Origin of the sequence: Cellvibrio fibrivorans, assembly GCF_031457055.1 — a bacterium.
In the GTDB taxonomy this organism is placed as follows: Bacteria; Pseudomonadota; Gammaproteobacteria; order Pseudomonadales; family Cellvibrionaceae; genus Cellvibrio; species Cellvibrio fibrivorans.
In genome coordinates this window covers 1-20,305 of sequence record NZ_JAVDVX010000001.1, presented here as the reverse complement: position 1 = coordinate 20,305, position 20,305 = coordinate 1, and the positions used below count along the sequence as shown (strand labels likewise).

Annotated in this window: 23 protein-coding genes; 15 read left to right on the top strand and 8 right to left on the bottom strand. The window is 48.0% G+C overall.

What is annotated here, in order from left to right; translation table 11 throughout:
* Nucleotides 1-3: 3 nt before the first annotated feature.
* The 3 genes from ctaD to J2X05_RS00105 are packed head-to-tail and all read left to right on the top strand — an operon-like array spanning nucleotide 4 to nucleotide 3,100.
* Nucleotides 4-1,608 carry a cytochrome c oxidase subunit I gene (gene ctaD / locus J2X05_RS00115; protein ID WP_310067110.1) on the top strand — a complete coding sequence of 535 codons (1,605 nt, stop codon included), beginning with the start codon at nucleotides 4-6 and terminating at the stop codon, nucleotides 1,606-1,608.
* A gap of 38 nt (nucleotides 1,609-1,646) precedes the next feature.
* The gene (locus J2X05_RS00110; protein ID WP_310067109.1) at nucleotides 1,647-2,174 is read left to right on the top strand and encodes a cytochrome c oxidase assembly protein; all 528 of its coding nucleotides are present in this window, start codon (nucleotides 1,647-1,649) and stop codon (nucleotides 2,172-2,174) included.
* A gap of 44 nt (nucleotides 2,175-2,218) precedes the next feature.
* Nucleotides 2,219-3,100 carry a cytochrome c oxidase subunit 3 gene (locus J2X05_RS00105; RefSeq protein ID WP_310067107.1) on the top strand — a complete coding sequence of 294 codons (882 nt, stop codon included), beginning with the start codon at nucleotides 2,219-2,221 and terminating at the stop codon, nucleotides 3,098-3,100.
* A 22-nt stretch (nucleotides 3,101-3,122) separates the two neighbouring features.
* Here the strand turns inward: J2X05_RS00105 and J2X05_RS00100 are convergent, their stop codons facing one another.
* On the bottom strand, nucleotides 3,123-3,332 hold the full coding sequence (locus J2X05_RS00100; protein WP_310067105.1) for a DUF2909 domain-containing protein: 210 nt from the start codon (nucleotides 3,330-3,332) through the stop codon (nucleotides 3,123-3,125).
* Nucleotides 3,333-3,361: 29 nt separating this feature from the next.
* Between J2X05_RS00100 and J2X05_RS00095 the strand changes: the two genes are divergently transcribed.
* The 7 genes from J2X05_RS00095 to J2X05_RS00065 all read left to right on the top strand — a co-directional run bounded on the left by J2X05_RS00095 (nucleotide 3,362) and on the right by J2X05_RS00065 (nucleotide 8,635).
* Nucleotides 3,362-4,129, top strand: a complete 768-nt coding sequence (locus J2X05_RS00095) for an SURF1 family protein (protein ID WP_310067103.1) — start codon at nucleotides 3,362-3,364, stop codon at nucleotides 4,127-4,129.
* The gene (locus tag J2X05_RS00090; RefSeq protein ID WP_310067101.1) at nucleotides 4,126-4,683 is read left to right on the top strand and encodes a redox-active disulfide-containing membrane protein; all 558 of its coding nucleotides are present in this window, start codon (nucleotides 4,126-4,128) and stop codon (nucleotides 4,681-4,683) included. The genes J2X05_RS00095 and J2X05_RS00090 overlap by 4 nt, the downstream gene beginning before the upstream one ends.
* Nucleotides 4,680-5,759 carry a COX15/CtaA family protein gene (locus tag J2X05_RS00085; RefSeq protein ID WP_310067098.1) on the top strand — a complete coding sequence of 360 codons (1,080 nt, stop codon included), beginning with the start codon at nucleotides 4,680-4,682 and terminating at the stop codon, nucleotides 5,757-5,759. The genes J2X05_RS00090 and J2X05_RS00085 overlap by 4 nt, the downstream gene beginning before the upstream one ends.
* Before the next feature lie 53 nt (nucleotides 5,760-5,812).
* On the top strand, nucleotides 5,813-6,748 hold the full coding sequence (gene cyoE, locus J2X05_RS00080) for a heme o synthase (protein ID WP_310067095.1): 936 nt from the start codon (nucleotides 5,813-5,815) through the stop codon (nucleotides 6,746-6,748).
* Nucleotides 6,732-7,163, top strand: a complete 432-nt coding sequence (locus J2X05_RS00075) for a copper chaperone PCu(A)C (protein WP_310067093.1) — start codon at nucleotides 6,732-6,734, stop codon at nucleotides 7,161-7,163. Before cyoE ends, J2X05_RS00075 begins: the two co-directional genes overlap by 17 nt.
* On the top strand, nucleotides 7,141-7,815 hold the full coding sequence (locus tag J2X05_RS00070; protein ID WP_310067092.1) for an SCO family protein: 675 nt from the start codon (nucleotides 7,141-7,143) through the stop codon (nucleotides 7,813-7,815). Before J2X05_RS00075 ends, J2X05_RS00070 begins: the two co-directional genes overlap by 23 nt.
* Before the next feature lie 220 nt (nucleotides 7,816-8,035).
* The gene (locus J2X05_RS00065) at nucleotides 8,036-8,635 is read left to right on the top strand and encodes a Yip1 family protein (protein ID WP_310067090.1); all 600 of its coding nucleotides are present in this window, start codon (nucleotides 8,036-8,038) and stop codon (nucleotides 8,633-8,635) included.
* Between the two features lie 90 nt (nucleotides 8,636-8,725).
* Here J2X05_RS00065 and hemL read toward each other — a convergent pair whose 3' ends face one another.
* Genes hemL through J2X05_RS00045 form a run of 4 tightly spaced genes read right to left on the bottom strand, consistent with a single transcriptional unit; the run spans nucleotide 8,726 to nucleotide 12,791 of the window.
* Nucleotides 8,726-10,009 carry a glutamate-1-semialdehyde 2,1-aminomutase gene (hemL, locus tag J2X05_RS00060; protein WP_310067088.1) on the bottom strand — a complete coding sequence of 428 codons (1,284 nt, stop codon included), beginning with the start codon at nucleotides 10,007-10,009 and terminating at the stop codon, nucleotides 8,726-8,728.
* 2 nt (nucleotides 10,010-10,011) lie between these two features.
* Entirely contained in the window at nucleotides 10,012-10,641 is a 630-nt protein-coding gene (gene thiE / locus J2X05_RS00055; protein ID WP_310067086.1) for a thiamine phosphate synthase, read from the bottom strand.
* 1 nt (nucleotide 10,642) lies between these two features.
* Nucleotides 10,643-11,065 carry a protoporphyrinogen oxidase HemJ gene (gene hemJ, locus J2X05_RS00050; protein ID WP_310067084.1) on the bottom strand — a complete coding sequence of 141 codons (423 nt, stop codon included), beginning with the start codon at nucleotides 11,063-11,065 and terminating at the stop codon, nucleotides 10,643-10,645.
* 16 nt (nucleotides 11,066-11,081) lie between these two features.
* Nucleotides 11,082-12,791, bottom strand: coding sequence for a chloride channel protein (locus J2X05_RS00045; RefSeq protein WP_310067082.1), 1,710 nt, complete (start codon nucleotides 12,789-12,791; stop codon nucleotides 11,082-11,084).
* A gap of 273 nt (nucleotides 12,792-13,064) precedes the next feature.
* Between J2X05_RS00045 and argC the strand changes: the two genes are divergently transcribed.
* The 4 genes from argC (at nucleotide 13,065) to erpA (ending at nucleotide 15,776) form a co-directional block, all read left to right on the top strand.
* Nucleotides 13,065-14,111 carry an N-acetyl-gamma-glutamyl-phosphate reductase gene (argC, locus tag J2X05_RS00040; RefSeq protein WP_310067080.1) on the top strand — a complete coding sequence of 349 codons (1,047 nt, stop codon included), beginning with the start codon at nucleotides 13,065-13,067 and terminating at the stop codon, nucleotides 14,109-14,111.
* Between the two features lie 69 nt (nucleotides 14,112-14,180).
* Nucleotides 14,181-14,945 carry a DUF6776 family protein gene (locus J2X05_RS00035; RefSeq protein WP_310067078.1) on the top strand — a complete coding sequence of 255 codons (765 nt, stop codon included), beginning with the start codon at nucleotides 14,181-14,183 and terminating at the stop codon, nucleotides 14,943-14,945.
* A gap of 22 nt (nucleotides 14,946-14,967) precedes the next feature.
* The gene (locus tag J2X05_RS00030) at nucleotides 14,968-15,348 is read left to right on the top strand and encodes a bactofilin family protein (RefSeq protein WP_310067076.1); all 381 of its coding nucleotides are present in this window, start codon (nucleotides 14,968-14,970) and stop codon (nucleotides 15,346-15,348) included.
* A gap of 74 nt (nucleotides 15,349-15,422) precedes the next feature.
* On the top strand, nucleotides 15,423-15,776 hold the full coding sequence (erpA, locus tag J2X05_RS00025) for an iron-sulfur cluster insertion protein ErpA (protein WP_310067074.1): 354 nt from the start codon (nucleotides 15,423-15,425) through the stop codon (nucleotides 15,774-15,776).
* A gap of 34 nt (nucleotides 15,777-15,810) precedes the next feature.
* Here the strand turns inward: erpA and J2X05_RS00020 are convergent, their stop codons facing one another.
* Both J2X05_RS00020 and J2X05_RS00015 read right to left on the bottom strand, forming a co-directional pair.
* Nucleotides 15,811-16,926: an anhydro-N-acetylmuramic acid kinase gene (locus tag J2X05_RS00020; RefSeq protein ID WP_310067072.1), complete on the bottom strand. Its 1,116-nt coding sequence runs from the start codon at nucleotides 16,924-16,926 to the stop codon at nucleotides 15,811-15,813.
* Between the two features lie 12 nt (nucleotides 16,927-16,938).
* Nucleotides 16,939-18,354 carry an OapA family protein gene (locus J2X05_RS00015; RefSeq protein WP_310067071.1) on the bottom strand — a complete coding sequence of 472 codons (1,416 nt, stop codon included), beginning with the start codon at nucleotides 18,352-18,354 and terminating at the stop codon, nucleotides 16,939-16,941.
* Between the two features lie 201 nt (nucleotides 18,355-18,555).
* Between J2X05_RS00015 and tyrS the strand changes: the two genes are divergently transcribed.
* Nucleotides 18,556-19,863 carry a tyrosine--tRNA ligase gene (gene tyrS, locus J2X05_RS00010; RefSeq protein WP_310067070.1) on the top strand — a complete coding sequence of 436 codons (1,308 nt, stop codon included), beginning with the start codon at nucleotides 18,556-18,558 and terminating at the stop codon, nucleotides 19,861-19,863.
* Nucleotides 19,864-19,919: 56 nt separating this feature from the next.
* Here the strand turns inward: tyrS and J2X05_RS00005 are convergent.
* The coding region (locus tag J2X05_RS00005) for a hypothetical protein (protein ID WP_310067069.1) at nucleotides 19,920-20,305 on the bottom strand (386 nt) is incomplete at its 5' end.

Below are 20,305 nucleotides of genomic sequence, written 5' to 3'. Positions count from 1 at the left end.
GTAATGAGCACAGAAAATTCAAGCGCCCTCGATATTAATGATGGTCATCACGATGACCACGATCACAAACCCAAAGGTATTACGCGCTGGTTATATACCACCAACCACAAAGATATAGGCACGCTCTATTTATTATTTGCACTGCTGATGTTGTTTATCGGTGGTAGTTTGGCGATGGTCATTCGCGCAGAATTATTTCAACCGGGATTGCAATTTGTCGATCCACATTTTTTTAACCAGATGACTACAGTGCATGGGTTGGTGATGGTGTTCGGTGCGATTATGCCCGCATTTGTCGGCCTCGCCAATTGGATGGTGCCGATGATGATAGGCGCACCGGATATGGCACTGCCGCGCATGAATAACTGGAGTTTTTGGATTTTACCTTTCTCGTTTTTTATTCTGTTATCGACTTTGTTTATGGAGGGTGGTGGTCCTGCTGCGGGCTGGACTTTTTATGCGCCGCTCTCAACCACCTACAGTAATGACAGCACCGCATTTTTTGTATTCTCTGTGCACTTGCTCGGTATCTCGTCAATCATGGGCGCGATGAATGTCATAGTCACCATTTTTAATTTGCGTGCACCGGGTATGACCTGGATGAAAATGCCGCTGTTTGTGTGGACCTGGTTAATTACAGCATTTTTATTGATTGCGGTTATGCCAGTGCTTGCCGGTACTGTGACTATGGTGCTCACCGATAAATATTTTGGTACCAGCTTTTTTAACGCCGCGGGTGGTGGTGATCCGGTTTTATTTCAGCATATTTTTTGGTTCTTCGGACACCCTGAAGTGTACATTATGATTTTGCCTGCTTTTGGTATCGTCTCCAGCATCATTCCCACTTTTGCACGCAAACCTTTATTTGGTTATGAATCTATGGTGATCGCAACGGCGAGTATTGCGTTCCTGTCATTTATTGTGTGGGCGCACCATATGTTTACTACCGGTATGCCGGTAGCTGCTGAATTGTTTTTTATGTATACCACTATGTTGATCGCCGTGCCCACAGGAGTAAAAGTATTTAATTGGGTGGCGACTATGTGGCGTGGTTCCATGACTTTTGAAACGCCGATGATGTTTGCGGTGGCATTTATAGTGTTGTTTACCATCGGCGGACTGTCGGGATTAATGCTCGCCATTATTCCTGCAGATTTTCAATATCAGGATACCTATTTTGTCGTCGCGCATTTTCATTATGTGTTAGTGACTGGAGCGCTTTTTGGCATTATCTCGGGAGTTTATTTTTGGATTCCCAAATGGACGGGCGTGATGTATAGCGAGCGTTTGGGGCAATGGCATTTTTGGTGTTCATTAATATCAGTGAATATGTTGTTTTTCCCGATGCACTTTGTTGGCCTAGCAGGTATGCCGCGCCGTATTCCGGATTACGCATTGCAGTTTGCCGATATGAATGCCTTTATCAGTATTGGCGGTGCCCTGTTTGGTTTGTCGCAGTTAATTTTTGTATGGTGTGTGGTGCGCTGTATGCGGCGCAAAGGTGAAAAGGCAAGCACACAAGTATGGGAAGGCGCGCATGGGTTGGAGTGGGAAATTCCGTCCCCCGCGCCTTACCACACCTTTCAAACACCACCTAATGTGAAATGATCAATTAACAAATTGATGCACGTGTGGCGGAGAAAAAAATGGTGTCGCACAGGTTACTGGTACGCAAATTGGTATTGATTTGTATTGCAATGTTTGGTTTTGGTTTTGCATTGGTGCCTTTGTACGATGTGTTTTGTCGTTACACCGGCATTAATGGAAAAACGGAAAATACCGCTGCACCCGCATCGCGCCGCATCGATGAAAGTCGTGACATTTCGGTGGAGTTTTTAGCGAACCGCGACGCCGGTATTCCCTGGAGTTTTGCACCGGAACTTACCCGTATCAGTGTGCATCCCGGGCAGGTAAAGATCGTTAATTTTTTGGTGGAAAACCTGAGTGGCGCAGCGACGATTGGCAGAGCAGTGCCGTCAGTATCACCGGGCGAGGCTGCACGCTACTTTAAAAAAATAGAATGTTTTTGTTTTGTAGAGCAACCGCTGGATGCGCATCAGGCTAAAGCCATGCCCGTGCAATTTTATATAGACCCGGATTTGCCGAGTCATTTTACGACTATCACGTTGTCTTATCGTTTGTATAACAATACGCCGCAAACAGTTGGGCGATAGGCTTCGTTAGTAGACTGTTCATCTGTGCTAGTGGAGGAATTACCATGGGTACTGTTTATCAAAAATATTATGTCCCCCATCAAAGTAGTTGGCCAATTTTAGGGGCAATAGCCCTTTTTTTGCTCGGTTATGGTGCTGCAATCTGGATTAATGCGCTCGCCAAAGATCAGCATGGTTTTGGCTGGCTATTTATTATTGTTGGTTTTGCCTTGTTGTTTTATATGTTGTTCGGTTGGTTCAGCAATATTATTGATGAGTCTATGGATGGGCTGTACAGCCAGCAAATGGATCGCTCTTTTCGCCAGGGGATGAGTTGGTTTATTTTTTCCGAGATTATGTTTTTCATGGCGTTTTTTGGAGCGCTCTTTTATGCGCGGATGATTGCTGTGCCCTGGTTGGATGGGGCGAGCAATAATGTGATGACTGCTGAAGTACTCTGGCCGAATTTTGAAGCTATCTGGCCGCTGACTAAAACCCCGGGTGGCTTAGAAACCCAAGCTATGCCATGGGAAGGGATCCCACTTTATAACACCCTTATTTTGCTTGCCTCATCGGTCACCTTGCAATTTGCTCATGTTGGCATAGAGCAGCGCAAATATACCCAGTTAGGATTTTTCCTGTTGTTAACCATCATCCTCGGTGTGTGCTTTTTATATTTGCAAGGTCATGAATATGTTCACTCTTATCAAGAGTTAGGCCTGCGTCTTGACTCGGGGGTTTACGGTAATACTTTCTTTTTGCTTACTGGCTTTCACGGTTTACACGTCACGCTTGGGGCGATTTTTTTAACTGTGATTTTTTTGCGCATTGTTATTAAAGGCCACTTTACCCCTGAACGTCATTTTGGTTTTCAGGCAGCGGCCTGGTATTGGCATTTTGTCGATGTGGTTTGGTTAAACCTGTTTGTGTTTGTCTATGTGTTGTAAGGGTTGTTGTCAGTATCCGGAATCAATAGGGGCGTGGATGGGGCGTAATAACACCGGTTAGTAACAAGATGATTAAAAATAAAATGACGACGGCGGAGAAGATCAGGCGTCGCCCCAAAAATTTTGACATCTTGGGTGCGGCCTCATCATTTTTCAGCATCACAATCAATGCCTGAAATAAACTGAATACTACAATTGCTAATAGCGTTACCAGAATTATTTTGATCCACATGGAAACACCTCTGTAGGAGTGATGAGTGTATGACCATTATAGCGTTTAATCGCTATTGGGTAGTTCGCTGGCCATGGGTGTTGATTAATCTATTGGTGCTGGCGCTGTTGTTGGGCCTGTCGTTTTGGCAATGGCAGCGCGCCGCAGAAAAAACGCAGACCCTCGCACGCATTGCCAAATGGCAGCAGCAGGGTGCGGTAGACATTGCGCGCTTAACGACAATAAATGCAATTGGTCGCGATGGAGTACAAATGGATTTTATGGGCCGTTGGTTAGCGCCCATGGTGTGGTTAGTTGATAACAAAATGGTGAATGGCCGCATTGGTTACGATGTCATTATCGCCGTTGAAGATGTTTCAGCATCAGACCCTGTACATGGCGCTTCACAAGAGAAGCCTGCTGCACTACTGGTAAATTTGGGCTGGGTGGCTGCACCGCTGCAGCGCGATGTTTTACCGGCATTGGACATCCCCACTGAAATGCGCGTGCAAGGCATTTTCCGCTCGCGGATCACAGGAGTTTTATTGGGTACCAATATTGAAAATAAAGGTACGTGGCCAATGCGCATCCAACAGGTCGATATTGAATCCCTTTCCGTTCATCTCAATCGGCCATTAATTTATGGCCTTACTTATCAGGAAAAAAATTCTCCCTATCTGATTCATTATCGCCCGGTAATTTTGCCACCGGAGCGGCACAAGGCTTATGCTCTGCAATGGTTTTTATTGGCCATTGCCGTAGTCGTTATCGCATTGCTTGCAAGCGCCCGCAAACATCCGCAGGGAATTGAATTATGAGTAGCCGAAAATTTTTTATATTGTTCATTGCCTGTGCTGCGGTACCGCTGATTGCTGCCCAGCTCAGTTTATCTATGGGCTGGTTTAGCCAAGGCGGCAACAATAAAGGCCAATGGTTGCAACATGAAATTCAATTGTTGCCTGATCTAACTCATTCATCACAAGACAAATCATTACAAGATACGTTTGCCGATGCAAGTGTGCATTGGCATTTGGTTTATGTACAGGCTGCTGCGTGCGACCAGGAGTGCGAGCAGGCACTTTTTACATTGCAACAACTTTACGCGGGTATGGGGCGCAAACAATTAAAAATAAAACCGGTGGTAATGGCAGCACAAGAGCCCGCCCAATTAAAACAATTTCCGGCGCTGGGTTGGCAGCCCGAACAAAGTGCGGCGACTGAATTGCAGAACCAGATAGTGATTGTTAACCAGCGTGGTTTGGTATTACTACGTTATCCCGTTGATAGTAATCCTGAGCATATGCGCGATCTCGCACGCGATATTCGCACAGATTTATTGCGCTTGATCAATTACGACAGGAGTGGTGCATGAACCGTTTTGCTGCGCTGGTGAATGTCACGCTTGCGTTAACCCTGATGGTAATCGCTCTGGGCGCCTATACCCGCCTTACCGATGCCGGGCTTGGCTGCCCGGATTGGCCAGGCTGTTACGGAAAATTGACTGCTCCTCTTCACGACGGACATATCGCCGAAGCTCAAACAAAATTTCCCGATGCGCAAATAGAACCGCACAAAGCGCACAATGAAATGTTGCATCGTTATATCGCCGGATTATTAGGTTTGTGTGTATTGGCGATTGCGATTGTCAGTTTATGGCTTAAAAAATTCAGGTTGTTGAGTGGAATCATTTTACTGTTGGTAATTGTTCAAGCGGCTTTGGGTATGTGGACAGTCACATTGAATTTATTACCGCTGGTTGTTCTTGCCCATTTGCTGGGTGGTTTTGCACTCTTCACGCTGTTGGCCTTATTGCGGGTGGAGCTTGCGTGGAAAATAAAAGTAATGAATACCGATTCAATTGGGCTCGATATAAAAAAATATCGGGAACCAGGGTTGAATTCACTTTTGCCATTAGGCTATCTGACAGTCTTGGTGTTGGTGCTGCAAATTGCACTGGGGGGATGGACATCGAGTAATTACGCCGCCGCGGTCTGCTATCAATTACCCGTGTGTGAAGCTGGTTGGAACGACAGGTTTTCATTGCAGTCGGCCTTTAGCTTGCCGCTGGGGCACGACACTTACGAATATGGTGTGCTGCCCTACGAAGCGCGTATGAGCATCCATGTTTTGCACCGTATGGGCGCGGTGGTGACGTTGCTGTTGTTGGGAAGCTTTGCCTTTTTATGTTGGCGCAGGGCAGTGACTAAAACTATACGTGTCATAGCGGCCAGCATTGGTGGATTACTCTTGCTGCAATTAACACTGGGGTTGATCAATATTGTTGCGCAGCTTCCGCTGTTAAATGCGGTCGCACACAATTTGGTGGCGGCGAATTTGCTGATGCTGACGGTGGTTTTTGTGCGGCAGATTTATCTGCGGCGAATAGTGAGAGAGCCGTTATCGGAAATAAAAAGTGTGCAGAAAAATCATTTCGTTATTGATAGATAAACACGGTGTAGCGGCATTGAGTAACTGCATTAAATAGAAATTGGGAGATTGTGATGGCGACAATAAAAAATTCCCTGGTACCGGTATTGGTGCGCACTGATATTGCCGGTTACTGCCGCGCTTATTATCAACTCACCAAACCCAAGGTGGTGGCGCTATTGGTGCTCACGGCATGGGTAGGGATGATGCTGGCGACGCCCGCACCACCGGATATGTTATTAGTCATAATGGCAAGTTTGGGAATAGCTCTGGTGTCTGCCGCAGCGGCTGCATTTAATCATGTACTCGATCAAAAAATTGATGCGCAGATGGCGCGCACCTATATGCGTCCATTACCGAAAGGCAAGCTGAATACTGGGCAGGCAGTAGCCTTTGCTTGCACCTTGGCGATTACCGGTTTTTTAATTTTATTGCTGGCCGTCAATACCCTTACCGCTCTCTTGACCTTGGTTGGTTTGTTTGGATATGCGGTGGTGTATACACTTTTGCTAAAACGCGCTACTCCGCAAAATATTGTGATTGGTGGTGTTGCCGGTGCGCTGCCACCGGTATTGGGTTGGACTGCCATCACCGGTAGTTTGAGCGGTGAAGCGCTGCTGTTGATGATGATAGTTTTCACGTGGACACCACCCCATTTTTGGGCGCTCGCGATTCACCGCTGTAACGATTATGCAAAAGCCAATATACCCATGTTACCTGTCACTCATGGGATTGAATTTACCAAAACGGCTATTTTGCTCTATACATTCTTATTGTTTCTTGTGTGTTTGCTGCCCTATTTGGTGGGCATGACAGGCGTTATCTATTTATTTGCCAGTATTTATCTCAACGGTAAATTTATTTATCACGCCTGGATATTAAAATTTAATGCTCAGGCTGACACCGCAATGGCAACCTTTCGTTTTTCGATTGTGCATTTGATGGTGTTGTTTCTGGTGCTTTTAGTTGATCACTATGCGAAGTGGAGTTTCAGTGAATTATTACAATAATTTTTTCGCGTGTGTTTTGATGGCGCTGCTAGCTGGCCGTTGTGCGGCACAAATGCAGGTGGAAAATGCCTGGATACAATTGGCACCACCGACAACTACCGTAAATGCTGCTTATATGACGATATATAATCCGCAATTGCGTGCGCAAACCATTGTGGGAGTTAGTGCTGATTGCTGCGCCGGGGTGATGCTGCATAAGACTCGGCGTGAGGGCGACAAGGTAATGATGGATCACCTTGACCATCTGGTGATCCCCGCACAAGCTCGCGTGCAATTGGCACCCGGTGGCTTGCATCTCATGTTAACGGAGGCGCACGAAGAATTAACTCTCGACAGTAAAGTGAAAATAACCTTTAGCTTTGGCGATGGTAGCACCCAGGAATTTGGTCTTGATGTTAAACAAACCGGGCCATAAAAAACGCTGGCAGCTGTTATATGCCGTGGCGATTGTAGCCAGTTTGGGGCTGGGAGTGGTGTTGGGTGCACAGCAATTTTCTGCAGCATCACCACTGGCTGCTGCGCAGTTATTACCTGCTCCTAAAACCTTGCCTGAATTTACGTTGGAAAATCATCGTAGTGAAGCTGTTGGTGTGAATGTGTTTCGTCATCGCTGGAGTTTGGTTTTTTTTGGGTTTACTTCCTGCCCGGATTTTTGCCCGCTGGAATTGCAAAAGTTAGCCAAACTATTGAACTTGATGGGCGCTGGTGACGAGCTGCAAGTGGTATTTGTGAGTGTTGACCCGGAGCGCGATGGGCAGGAAAAACTCGCTAACTACGTAGGTTTTTTTCATCCACAAATTCTCGGCCTGCGCGGTAGTAATCTTGCGTTAGCAAATTTTGCCCAATTTTTTGGTGCGGCCTATGATCGCTCGGCGATTGTTGAGAGTAAATTAATAACAATTCCCGCTGGCATCAACTTGCCAACCAATGTGGGGGAGCAGTATCAGGTAAACCATTCTACCCGGGTATTTGTTGTAAATCCCCAAGGCGAATTTATTGGTAGCTTTACTTCCCCTTACGAGTTAGAAGAGATGTTATCTGATATGCAAAAACTGATGGGAAGGTAATTTTTTTTATGTGGTTACGATTCATCAAACAGTTAATAAATATAGATGTTGTAGTTATGGAGGTTTTTTTTTTGAAGTTGATTTAGTCTAACCACTCTCAGGAAGATAGCGGGTTGGCGCTATATACTCAGTAGACAAGACGATAGCAGTTCTTCGCCGTGCGATTATTTGTGTAGCCAAATTAATGGTCAATACCTAATAACAGTGTTGGAGAAAGAATATGATTTCCCATGTTGCCGGTCTTTTTACCCATCCCCACCAGGAGTGGGAGGAAATTCGCGATACGCCCGAAAGCGTTTCTCATTTGTATTTCGCCCACGTCCTGTTCCTCGCCCTGATACCGCCCGTCTCAATGTACATTGGCACAACCAAAGTGGGGTGGGTAATTGGTAAAGGTGATCCAGTGATGTTGACGGAATCCAGCGCGTTAATAATGAGCGTGCTGATGTATTTGGCAATGTTAGCTGGTGTTGCGGTTATAGGTGCATTTATTAATTGGATGTCGCGCACCTATGATTCGGCTCCCGGCTATGCCCGCTGCGTAGTGTTCGCCGCTTACACAGCAACTCCCTTGTTTGTGGCGGGGCTCTGCGCGCTCTATCCAAATGTCATTCTCACAATGCTAGTGGGTATAGCGGCGGTGTTTTATACCGTGTATCTGTTGTACATGGGCATCCCAATTTTTATGAAAATTCCTGAGGATGAGGGCTTTATTTATTCCAGCTCGATTCTCACTATTGGCTTGGTGATGTTTGTATCGATTATGGCTATTACCGTATTGATCTGGAGTTTTGGGTTTGGTCCTGCCTATACAGGCTGATCGATGGATTAATTGTGGGTAAATTTTTACATCATAAAAAAGCCGGTGCTGTTGTTGCGCCGGCTTTTTGTTTTCTGTACCCCTTCGAACTTATTTCAAGGTTGCAAAAACCTCGGCGGCAATCTTGAGTGTGTTGTTAATATCGTCTTCAGTATGTGCACCCGACATAAATCCTGCTTCGTAAGACGCCGGTGCTAAATAAACGCCGCGCTCTAACATGCCGTGGAAAAATTTATTAAAACGTGGAATATCACAGGCCATCACTTGCTTAAAGTTAGTGACTTTTTTCTCGCTGGTAAAAAAGAAACCGAACATGCTACCGATATGATTTGTGGTAAAGGGAATGCCTGCTTCATCCGCTAATTTTTGCAGGCCTTCTACTAATTGCGTGGTGCGTGCGCAGAGGTTGTTGTAAAAACCGTCTTGCTCCAATAACTCCAATGTTTTTAAACCTGCTGCCATAGCGACTGGATTGCCGGAGAGGGTTCCCGCTTGGTACACAGGGCCGGAGGGCGCAATCATTTGCATAATATCGCGACGGCCACCAAAGGCGCCTACTGGCATACCGCCGCCGATTACCTTGCCGAGAGTGATGATATCGGCATTTACGTTGTAATGCCCTTGCGCACCTTTGTGTGCGACGCGGAAGCCGGTCATCACTTCATCAAAAATTAATACGCTGCCATATTGGTCGCACACCTCGCGCAGGCATTCCAAAAATCCTGGTACGGGTGGAACACAGTTCATATTGCCCACTACAGGCTCAACAATAATGCAGGCGATTTGGTCGCCCAGTTTGGCAAAACATTCACGCACTTGTTCGGCGTTGTTGTAATCGAGCGTGAGTGTGTGATCGGCCAATACTGCAGGCACACCCGGTGAGCTGGGTACGCCGAGTGTCAGTGCACCGGAACCCGCTTTAATTAATAAAGAATCTGAATGGCCGTGATAGCAGCCTTCGAATTTAATAATTTTATCGCGCTTGGTGAACGCGCGCGCGAGTCTGATTGCGCTCATGGTTGCTTCGGTGCCGGAACTGACAAAACGCACCATATCCATATTGGGAATCAGGTTGCAGAGTTTTTCTGCGAGTGTAGTTTCGCGTTCAGTGGGTGCACCAAAACTCAAACCAAATTTTGCAGTTTCAATAACGGTGTTGATCACATCAGGGTGTGCGTGGCCGAGTACCATTGGTCCCCAGCTTTGTACGTAATCGATATATTGTTTGCCGTCTGCATCCCACACATAGGCGCCCAGCGCGCGCTCAAAAAATACGGGTGTGCCACCGACGGCTTTAAACGCGCGCACAGGCGAGTTGACGCCGCCGGGAATGGTTTTTTGGGCTTGTAAAAATAATTCTTCTGAGCGGCTCATAATTAATCCTGATCGGTAAAAGATAATGCAATAAATTTTTTGGCTTGTGCAGTAATGTCATCCGCAGAAAATAAACTGTGGCAGACAGCGAGCATATCGGCGCCCGCATCTAATAATTGCTTGCCGTTATCCAGAGTAATTCCTCCGATAACAACGATAGGTGTATCGCTAAATGCTTTGCGTGCATCGCTGATTAATGAAATCGGCGCAGGGCGTGCATCAGGTTTTGTATTCGAGGAAAAAAAACGCCCAAATGCAATGTAATTGGTACTGTCTTTTATAGCCTGCTGCGCAAGCGCCAGTGAGTCATGACAGGTGACGCCGATAATTGCGCGGCTGCCGAGAATAATCCGTGCAGCAACAGGATTGGTATCACCTTGGCCCAAATGTACGCCGTGTGCGCCGACTTCTTGCGCGAGACTCACATCATCATTGATTAATAACTGCGCCTGATGCTGATTGCAGAGATCGAGTAAACGTTTGGCTTCAAATAAGCGGCGTGCATGATCTGCTGATTTATCGCGGTACTGCACCAGCTTGCAACCGCCTTTGAGCGCAGCTGAAACACCGGTGAATAATGTATCGCCGGGCGGCAATTGTGAGTCGGTAATTGAGTAGAGGTTATTGTTCATCTTAAAAAGGTTTTACCACCACCAAAATAACAATACCGATTAATAGAAACACCGGTAATTCGTTAAACACGCGGAAAAACTTATGGCTCTTGGTGCATCGGTCATCGCGCAGTTGTTTGAAATAGGCGATGCAGGCGTGGTGATATCCGGTCAATAGCACTACCAGTGCAATTTTGCACCAGTACCAGATTTGTGTGGAGTAATACTCCCAACCGAGCCAGCTCATCCAGATGCCAAAGGTATAGGTCGCAATCATCGCGGGGTTGGCGATGCCGCGCAGTAATTTTCGCTCCATGATTTTAAAGCGTTCGCGGCTGATCTCGTCTTCGCTCGTGCTGTGGTACACAAACAGACGCGGCAAATAAAAGAGCGCGGCCATCCAGCTGACAACAGAAATAATATGGAAGGCTTTTATCCAGAGCATAGGAGCATCTCAAACGTTAAATACGGTAATAGTCATCGATTTTTGCGCGGCTGATTATACCCAGTGGCTGATGGGAATCGCTAAGTGATTCCACCCAGAGTGCATCGATTTGCTGGCGATTCATCAAATCGAGCGCTTCAAATAAATTAGCATCGGCAGTAATACGCGCAAGGTCGTAACGGCGCGCGGGAATATCCTGCAGGTTGATGATGCCATCTCCCGCGATGTCTTCTGCTTGTTGTAGATAGCTGTGCAGGTCGGCGGGTTGCAGTAGCTGATTGGTATCACGTAATAAAATCCAGTGTGGATGATGGGCAAGTAATTGCTGGGCACCGGTAATGCTGATCTGATTTTGTGCCACTACCAAATGTCGGTCCATTAATCCGCGCACGCCGGTACGGCTGAGCAGTTGTTCCATTGCCTCTGCACTACGGAACTTGCCCTGAATTCGCAATACATGCTGAAACAGCCCATCGCAGCGAAATACCCAGCGAGTTGTGAGGCAGGCGGCAATTACCACTAACATGCTAGGGAAAATAATATTGGGGTTATAGGTGAGTTCGAGGATTGCCATCATTGCTGCAAGTGGAGCGTTTAGCGTTGCACCCATCATCGCGCCCATTCCCAAAATCACATAGAAGCCGATAGCGCTTGCTGAGCCGGGCATAAGTATTTGCGCTGCACTACCGACTGCGCCGCCAACGCAGGCGCCGATAAACAGCAGCGGGCCCACCACGCCGCCGGGCATACCTACGCCGAGGCTAATCGATGTGGCAAAGAGTTTGGTCACTGCAATCGCTAACAACAACGCAAAACCTATATCGCCCGCCAAGGCGCTACTGATGGTGTCGTAACCCACACCCATAATCTGTGGAATCCACAGGGCGCAAATACCGGTGAATAATCCCGCCAAGGCAAGGCGCAAGGCGATAGGACGGTTTAGCGCCCAACGGCAACTGGCACCGTGCAGGCGAATATAAGCAGCGGCAAATACAGCAACTACTAGGCCGACCAATCCCATCAACGGCAGTTCGCGCAAGTCGCCCATGACCGATTGCGCGTTAATAAAAGCGATCTCCGGCCCAAAGGCGAGGCGAGTCATAGTTGCACCCGCGACTGCAGCAAGAATGACTGGGATAAATCCGGCGATGGTGTATTCCATTATCACTACTTCCATAGCGAAGATGACGCCAGCCATGGGTGTGTTAAAGCAAGCAGCGATTGCCGCTGCAACGCCACAGCCCGCAAGTGGCCGCAAGGTATTTGCAGGAAGTTTTAACCATTGGCCCAGCAGACTGCCACTAGCGGCGCCCATATGCACGGCAGGGCCTTCGCGCCCGACAGATTGCCCGGTTAATAGGCAGGCTGCTCCGCCAAAAAACTGGGTCACCATATTGCCGGGAGGCATACGCCCCTGATGGTTTTGCAGGCGGTCCATCACGTGGCCAATACTGGTTGCGTGATGACGTTTATCAACGCATTGCAGGATTAGTCCCAGCACTACTGCGCCGGTTAAAGGCAGGGCAACGTGCATGATTGAGCTTATCGCTTCAAAATTTTCAAAGCTTTCCGGCAAAAAATAGGCGAGTGGAATTTCTACTATCCAGCGAAACAGCACAATCACCGCGCCAGCGATTAGCCCCGTCAAGAGTCCGAGTAGGGTCAATAGTGGAAGCGAATCTGCGCCTGCAAGCTGGTCGCGCATGGACTCGACGTGCAGGCTCATGCGTTTGCTGGTCGTTGGGGATTGCGATGGCTCTGTTGGCACGCGGTTATACCTATTGAAGTGGCTGCTTTTTAGGCGGCACTGACCAGATCTTCTGATTTATCAAAGGGCTATTATCAACACCCGTTAGCTTTTGCTTTTGATTTATCGATAAGGCTCTTATGATAGCCGTCTTTATTTTTCGCCAGCATCGGTTGGCGGGTGCTCAGGATAACAGAGTCTCCGCAACTGGATTAACCGCGATAACATTGAACAAGATTGGAGGAGACTGAGGTGATTAAAGCAGCGATTGTCGGTGGGACTGGTTATACGGGCGTAGAACTGTTGCGCTTATTGGCCAAACATCCACAAGTAGAAGTGACTGTGATTACCTCGCGCGCGGAAGCGGGCACCAAAGTCGCCGATATGTACCCCAGCCTGCGCGGCCATATCGATCTGGCATTTACTGAGCCGGATGTGGCGGTATTGGGCGAGTGTGATGTAATCTTTTTTGCCACGCCCCACGGCGTTGCGCAGAACATGATGGGTGCGCTGATGAATACCAAAGCACGCATTATCGATTTGTCGGCTGACTTCCGTATCCGTGATGTGCCCCTGTGGGAGAAATGGTACAACCAAACCCATGGTGCTCCAGATCTTGTGGCTCAAGCTGTTTATGGTTTACCAGAGGTCAATCGTGCAGCGATCCGCACCGCCAAATTAGTGGCTTGTCCTGGTTGTTATCCCACCGCGACCCAACTGGGCTATTTGCCGCTGATTGAAAACAATCTCGTTGATCCGACTCGCCTCATCGCCAACGCCGCCAGCGGTGCCAGCGGTGCCGGGCGTCAGGCCAAAATTGATAATCTGTTGATGGAAATCAGCGACAGCTTTAAAGCCTACGGTGTTGCCGGTCATCGCCATTTGCCGGAAATCGAACAGGGCTTGCGCGATGTGCAGCCTGCCGGTGTTGCACCGGTTGCGCTGACGTTTGTACCTCATTTGCTGCCGATTATTCGCGGCATCCACGCCACGCTTTACGCGACACTGTTGGACGCGAATAAAGTGCCGGATTTGCAGTCCCTCTACGAGCAGCGCTATGCCAATGAGCCATTTGTGGATGTATTGCCTGCTGGCGAATTGCCACAAACGAGAAGTGTGAAGGGTTCGAATGTCTGCCGCATCTCGGTTTTGCGCCCGCAACAGCGCGATACTGTGGTCGTGTTGTCGGTTATCGACAATCTCACCAAAGGCGCTTCCGGCCAGGCTATCCAGAACATGAATATCATGTTTGGGTTCGATGAGAAAGCCGGCTTGGATGTTGTGGCTTTGATGCCCTAAGTTTTCCGGGCTGATCCTAACTGCGCGGGATGGTGTAATTCCATCCCGTGAATAATAAAAATGGTAGCTATGAATCCTGCTAAGACCAAAGTAAAAGGCTCCCCGGTTTACCGCATGAAAGTGGTACCCCATCGGCCGCTTAAAAATGCATTTATGACCCTTGCGTTGCTCGCGTTGATCGGAGCGGCGCTCATCGCCACCTATTTCTATGCCCTGAATCAGGCAAGCCGTGAACGTCTTTCGCCTCAAGAGGCGGAGGAGCTGCGTGCGCAGCTGGAAAAATTGACGCAAGAGGCAAGTGAGTCAAAGCGCGAGCTGGCCAAATTTCAGTTAAGTGCAGAGGTTGATCGCCAAGCGGGCGAGGAATTGCGCAAGCGTGTAATGGTTTTGCGCGATGAAAAAGCCGCTTTACAGCGCGATGTCGAGGTTTATCGCATCCTTACCTCGAAAAAAAGTACCAATCCTATGGGGATCAGTTTCGGTATTTTTTCCGTTTCAGCACTGGCGGACAGCAAAAAACAATTCAAATTGGTCGTGCAAAAACTGGCGGAAGGCGATGATGATTTCTCGGGTCAGTTGCGGGTATTTGTGGTCGGCCAAAAGGATGGTTCTGAGACCAAAATATCGCTTCATGAGCTGACCGTTAGTAAGATTGACGCCGAACCTATGGCTGAAGATATTCCACTCAATTTCAAGTTTTTCCAGAATATCGACACCGAAATTGTGCTGCCGGACGGTTTTGTTCCTGCGCGGGTTGAGTTAGCGGTGAAATCCAGTTCAAGGCGTAATCCAGTGACCGTTGAATCAGAACTTGAATGGCCAGAAATTAAATAGCATTTGCTAAGGAGTCTCCCTGATGGCTTTTTCCAATAATCACACTCTTATTTCACGCGCGACCAAGGTAATTGGTGACCTTCACTTTACCGGCGAGCTGCAATTGGAAGGTAAGGTAACCGGCAATATCATCGCTGAGGATGAAAAGGACGCAAAAGTGGTGATCGCCGATACCGGCGTGGTGGAAGGGGAGATTCGCGCGCCGGTGGTGATCGTCAACGGTAAGGTGCAAGGGAATATCTACTCCAGTAAACACCTGGAACTGGCGGCCAAAGGAAATGTGACCGGCACCGTGCATTATCATTCGATTGAGATGGTAAAGGGAGCGCAAGTGAACGGCAGCATGATCAATAAACAACAAGAGTCTGCCAGTGTGTTGGATATTGCAGTCGCCAAAGCTTAATAGTTGACTGTTTTACTAGGGTAAAGGGATAATAAAGATTGCCCCGTCGGGCTTGCTAGTTATCCGGAGTATGTATGTCTACCGCTGAAATCTATGTCCCGCAGGTTGTTACTGTCACCGAAAGTGCTATCGCCAAGGTCAGAAGCCTAATCGAGGAAGAGGATAATCCCGATCTTAAACTACGTGTTTATGTTACCGGTGGTGGTTGCTCAGGCTTTCAATACGGGTTTACGTTTGATGAGGCGGTCGCCGATGACGACTCAGTTGTCGAGCGCGATGGTGTGAAAGTGGTAGTAGATGCAATGAGTTATCCCTATCTAGTTGGTGCGGTAGTCAATTACGAAGAGGGATTGCAAGGCTCCAAGTTTGTGATCCAGAACCCCAACGCTTCCAGCACCTGCGGCTGCGGCTCCTCCTTTACTGTCTAATCTACTCGCTTAAAAATCCTGCGCGGTTGTTCTATCAAGCGTAGTAAACGCCGCCCAAAATAACTTCCCGCTTGGCTCCCGTCACTGCGCGCAGATTGCCAGCGCGATGATTTATGGTTTGCTGTGCCAGCCAAGCAAATGCCATAGCTTCTATCCATTGTGGATCTATCCCCAATACTGCTGTACTTGCCACTTTGTCGGTCGGCAGTAAATCCTGTAATCGCTGCATAAGCCTTGGGTTGTAAGCACCGCCGCCGCATACATAAATTTCTTTTGCTGTTTTGCCAAGGCAAGAAATGCTGTTTGCAATTGTTGCGGCGGTTAGTTCCAGCAAGGTCGCTTGCACATCTGCGGAGGAGGGTGCTGTTAGCAGTCTCGCGAGACTTTTATTGAGCCACGCGCGGTTAAAGCTTTCTCTGCCAGTGCTTTTTGGTGCGGGCAATGTGAAATACGCATCAGTCAATAAAGCTTCGAGGAGTTCCGCGTGCACCTGGCCGCTAGCTGCCCAGGCTCCATTCTTATCGTAGATATCTCCTGAGTGAGAATGTATCCAGCCATCCATCAATACGTTGCCAGGACCAGTATCAAAACCCGTTGTTTGGCCTTGCGCGGGCAGGTATGTGATGTTCGCCATGCCACCAATGTTAACAATGACGCGGTCATGATCTTGGGTATGAAAAATAGCGCGATGAAAAGAGGGAACTAAAGGCGCCCCCTGGCCCCCTGCCGCCATATCGCGTCGGCGAAAATCAGCCACTGTAGTAATTCCGGTCAATTCGGCAATCAGATTGGGGTCGCCAATTTGCAGGGTAAATGTGCCCTCGCTTGAGCCGGGTGGGCGATGGCGGATAGTTTGGCCATGGCTGCCGATAGCGCTGATTTGTGTGGCACTAACGCCAGCGTTGGCGAGTAATGCCAGAGTGGCTTGGGCGAAGAGCTTCCCTAAATCCGTATCCAGTGCCCCCATGCGATCGATTTCGTTATTGCCAGGGAGCGAAAGCGAATGGATTTGTTGGCGAGTCTTTGCTGGGAACGGTAGCGTATGTTGTGCAAGCAGTTGCGGAATGGATTGTAAATTGACGAGTGCTGCGTCAATAGCGTCTGCGCTGGTGCCCGACATCAAACCTATGTAGAGCTGGGGCTGCTTCATGAGCTATTTGACTTAGTTGCTATTGCTGCCGCCTTTGGCAACTGCCAGACGGCTGGAAGATTTGTATTGATCCAATTTGGCAATCAATGGCCGGGTGGTTTCGTTAAAGCGCGCCAGCTCGGTTTTTTCGATACCAATTGATTTGGGTAGTGGGACGGTCACAGGGTTGCGCACTTGGCCGTTGACATGGAATTCGTAGTGCAGATGCGGACCGGAGGCCAATCCTGTAGAACCAACATAACCAATCACATCGCCTTGGCTGACACGTGACCCTGAGCGAATGCCTTTGGCAAATCCGTTCATGTGCCCATACAGTGTTTCAATACCTTGGCCGTGCTGAATAACAACAGTATTTCCGAACCCATTTTTACGGCCGGCAAAAGCTACCTTGCCATTACCGGTAGAGCGTATTGGCGTTCCCCGCACGGCAGCGTAGTCAGTGCCTTTGTGTGCTCTGATGATGTGTAGAACTGGATGCTTGCGCCCCAAACTAAAATGAGAGCTGATTTTGGCAAATTCAATTGGGCTGCGTAGAAAGGCTTTGTGCATACCGCGACCATCAGGGGTGTAATAGTTGCTTGCACCTTGTTTGTCGGTATAGCGAACAGCTTTGAAAGTTTTTCCAGCATTGGTAAATTCTGCTGCCATTATCTTTCCTGTACCGATTCGTTTGCCCTCAAGAAATTGTTCTTCGTACATTACCTTAAAGCTATCGCCTTTCTGGATGTCAAGCGCAAAGTCGATATCCCAACCGAAAATGTTGGCTAATTCCATGGTCAGATTGCTGGGCATCCCTGCGCGTTTTCCTGCCATGTAGAGGGAGCTATCTATAGAGGCTTGGCGGAAGGCATATTTAACATCGGGCTTGAGTGCGATTTCTTTACCGGTGAAGCCCTTCGTGCCGCGGGTAAAGTTCAGGCTATTCAATTCGTCGATAATATAATTCAGGCCTTGCAGCTGCCCATTTTCCACCAAAAAAGCCATTTTTTGGCCTGGGCGGATATTGCGTAAATCTTTGGCATCCTTGGCGTCGCTGAATAATTCGTAGATAGTGCGATCATTCAGGCCTGCGCGTTTAAATAAGATCGATAGGTTATCGCCATTTTGTACTGTGAACTCTTTCCATTGTGGTACTGCTGGTTTTTGGTCCTGTACTTTTACTGCTTCAGGAATTGCCGCAACTGTTTGGATAATGGTTTCTACTGCGGGCACTGATATGGGGGTGGCAGGGGTTTCTACGCCTTGTATTTCCAAACCGGGGATGTTTTTGCTAGGGATACTTACGATTGCGGAGTTTTCTTGAGAGTTGCTGCCTAAAATGATTACCAAACCTGCCGATAGCACCACTGCGGCCGCGAGATGTCCGCGCGGCACGTATTGAAGCAGGGTCGATCGAATGATTTTGTAGTAATTTTTTATTTGGGGCATGGGTAAAAATTTCGCAATTTTTTATAGATAAGTGATCCAAGAAAGAGCATTTATAGCAGAAAAAAACACCATTAACACCCCAAAATTTCATCTTGCTGCAACAAGCGTCTGGTTTTGTCTTGTAATTGGAACAAGATGCGGTATCTTTGCCGCCTTTTTGTTCCTAATCGAAACACTTTTTACAAGCTTGGTTGGTGCGTTATGGCAGCTATTGACACTAATTTCCTGCAAGAGTTGCAGGATCGCGGGCTAATTGCCCAAATGACTGGCGGTGATGCTCTTGCGGAGCATCTCAATTCAGGTAGTCGCACGCTTTATTGCGGCTTTGATCCGACGGCAGACAGCTTGCACATTGGCAGTTTAGTGCCCCTACTAATGCTGAAGCGTTTCCAGCTTGCGGGTCATAAACCTATCGCTCTTGTGGGCGGTGCAACTGGCCTGATTGGTGATCCAAGCTTCAAGGCGCAGGAACGAAAACTCAATACTGCTGATGTGGTTGCCAATTGGGTGGATAAGTTAAAGACGCAGGTTAGCCAATTTATTGACTTTAACTGCGGTAGCCAATCGGCCGAAGTAGTTAATAACCTTGATTGGGTTGGCAAAATTGATGTGCTTAGTTTTTTGCGCGATGTTGGCAAGCATTTCTCTGTCAATAACATGATCAATAAGGAATCGGTAAAGCAACGAATTGAGCGCGAAGGCGAGGGGATTTCCTTCACTGAGTTTACCTACATGCTTCTCCAGTCGTACGACTTCGCCGAGTTGTATGTGCGCAACAATTGCACCCTGCAGATTGGTGGCAGTGATCAGTGGGGCAATATCACTGGCGGTATTGATTTGGCGCGCCGGATGCATGGAGCTCATGTGTTTGGCCTGACTATGCCGTTGGTGACCAAGTCGGATGGAACAAAATTCGGCAAAACTGAAACGGGCACTGTTTGGCTCGATGCCGCGAAAACGTCCCCCTATGCCTTTTATCAATTCTGGCTAAATACTGCGGATGCGGATGTCTACAAATTCCTGCGCTACTTTACCTTTTTATCGGTTGCTCAGATTGCATCTATAGAGTCTGATGATACGGCTCGCCAAGGCAAACCGGAGGCGCAGCGTATTCTGGCGGAAGAGGTGACCAGGCTTGTGCATGGTGACGCTGGTCTATTAGCTGCCCAGCGCATCACACAGGCCTTGTTTAGCGATGAGTTGTCTAACTTGAGTGAGTCAGACTTCCTTCAGTTGCAGCAGGATGGATTGCCTTCGTCAAAATTAATCCGCGCAGAAATTGCTGATTTACCGCTTACCCAGTTATTGGCTGATGCTGAATTGGCTGCTTCAGGAAAGCAAATTAAGGATGCGTTGGCTAGAAGTGCCGTATTCGTTAATGGTGTTGCCAAATCCATCGGCGACAACATGCAATCGGCCAATTGTTTTGCGTTAGGCAGTGCTTTTTTTGATCGCTTTTATCTTGTAAGGGTGGGTAAAAAGAAGTATCACTTATTTGAAGTTGTGTAGTTTTTGTTGGTATTGGTTGTCGATTGATCGCATATGAAATTAAGTATGTTTGGCGCTTAAAAAGAGCTTGCGCAGGTGCGGTCGGATTCGTATAGTGCGCGCCCTTGCCGAGCCAGGGTTGAGCGCGAAAGCGCAGTGATGGAAAGTTTGGCAGTTTTGTAAAAAATTAAGAAAATTAAGGGTTTACAAAGAAAAAAAATAGCGTAATATGCGCGCCTCGCTTCACGGCGAGCGGTGAAAAAGCGGGAGCAAAATGCTTTGTGCGAATCACCGGCAAGCGAAATCTGAAAAAGAAAACGCTTGCGAAAAGAAAGAAGGTGCGTATAATGCGCCTCCCACGGTTGAGCCGAAGCGCTAACCGGTTTTTTAACAAGACAGATCAAGCAATGCGTGTGGGCACTTGCGGAGGGTGATTGGCGAAAACCAATTATCGGATGCAGTG

Coding starts and splice junctions, on each gene's coding strand:
- J2X05_RS00110 (WP_310067109.1), top strand. CDS start 1,647: ATGGTGTCGCACAGGTTACTGGTACGCAAATTGGTATTGATTTGTATT.
- erpA (WP_310067074.1), top strand. CDS start 15,423: ATGTCTACCGCTGAAATCTATGTCCCGCAGGTTGTTACTGTCACCGAA.
- cyoE (WP_310067095.1), top strand. CDS start 5,813: ATGGCGACAATAAAAAATTCCCTGGTACCGGTATTGGTGCGCACTGAT.
- J2X05_RS00070 (WP_310067092.1), top strand. CDS start 7,141: ATGTTAAACAAACCGGGCCATAAAAAACGCTGGCAGCTGTTATATGCC.
- thiE (WP_310067086.1), bottom strand. CDS start 10,641: ATGAACAATAACCTCTACTCAATTACCGACTCACAATTGCCGCCCGGC.
- J2X05_RS00085 (WP_310067098.1), top strand. CDS start 4,680: ATGAACCGTTTTGCTGCGCTGGTGAATGTCACGCTTGCGTTAACCCTG.
- J2X05_RS00105 (WP_310067107.1), top strand. CDS start 2,219: ATGGGTACTGTTTATCAAAAATATTATGTCCCCCATCAAAGTAGTTGG.
- J2X05_RS00065 (WP_310067090.1), top strand. CDS start 8,036: ATGATTTCCCATGTTGCCGGTCTTTTTACCCATCCCCACCAGGAGTGG.
- tyrS (WP_310067070.1), top strand. CDS start 18,556: ATGGCAGCTATTGACACTAATTTCCTGCAAGAGTTGCAGGATCGCGGG.
- J2X05_RS00015 (WP_310067071.1), bottom strand. CDS start 18,354: ATGCCCCAAATAAAAAATTACTACAAAATCATTCGATCGACCCTGCTT.
- J2X05_RS00090 (WP_310067101.1), top strand. CDS start 4,126: ATGAGTAGCCGAAAATTTTTTATATTGTTCATTGCCTGTGCTGCGGTA.
- ctaD (WP_310067110.1), top strand. CDS start 4: ATGAGCACAGAAAATTCAAGCGCCCTCGATATTAATGATGGTCATCAC.
- J2X05_RS00020 (WP_310067072.1), bottom strand. CDS start 16,926: ATGAAGCAGCCCCAGCTCTACATAGGTTTGATGTCGGGCACCAGCGCA.
- J2X05_RS00045 (WP_310067082.1), bottom strand. CDS start 12,791: ATGAGCCTGCACGTCGAGTCCATGCGCGACCAGCTTGCAGGCGCAGAT.
- hemJ (WP_310067084.1), bottom strand. CDS start 11,065: ATGCTCTGGATAAAAGCCTTCCATATTATTTCTGTTGTCAGCTGGATG.
- J2X05_RS00100 (WP_310067105.1), bottom strand. CDS start 3,332: ATGTGGATCAAAATAATTCTGGTAACGCTATTAGCAATTGTAGTATTC.
- J2X05_RS00035 (WP_310067078.1), top strand. CDS start 14,181: ATGAATCCTGCTAAGACCAAAGTAAAAGGCTCCCCGGTTTACCGCATG.
- J2X05_RS00095 (WP_310067103.1), top strand. CDS start 3,362: ATGACCATTATAGCGTTTAATCGCTATTGGGTAGTTCGCTGGCCATGG.
- J2X05_RS00030 (WP_310067076.1), top strand. CDS start 14,968: ATGGCTTTTTCCAATAATCACACTCTTATTTCACGCGCGACCAAGGTA.
- hemL (WP_310067088.1), bottom strand. CDS start 10,009: ATGAGCCGCTCAGAAGAATTATTTTTACAAGCCCAAAAAACCATTCCC.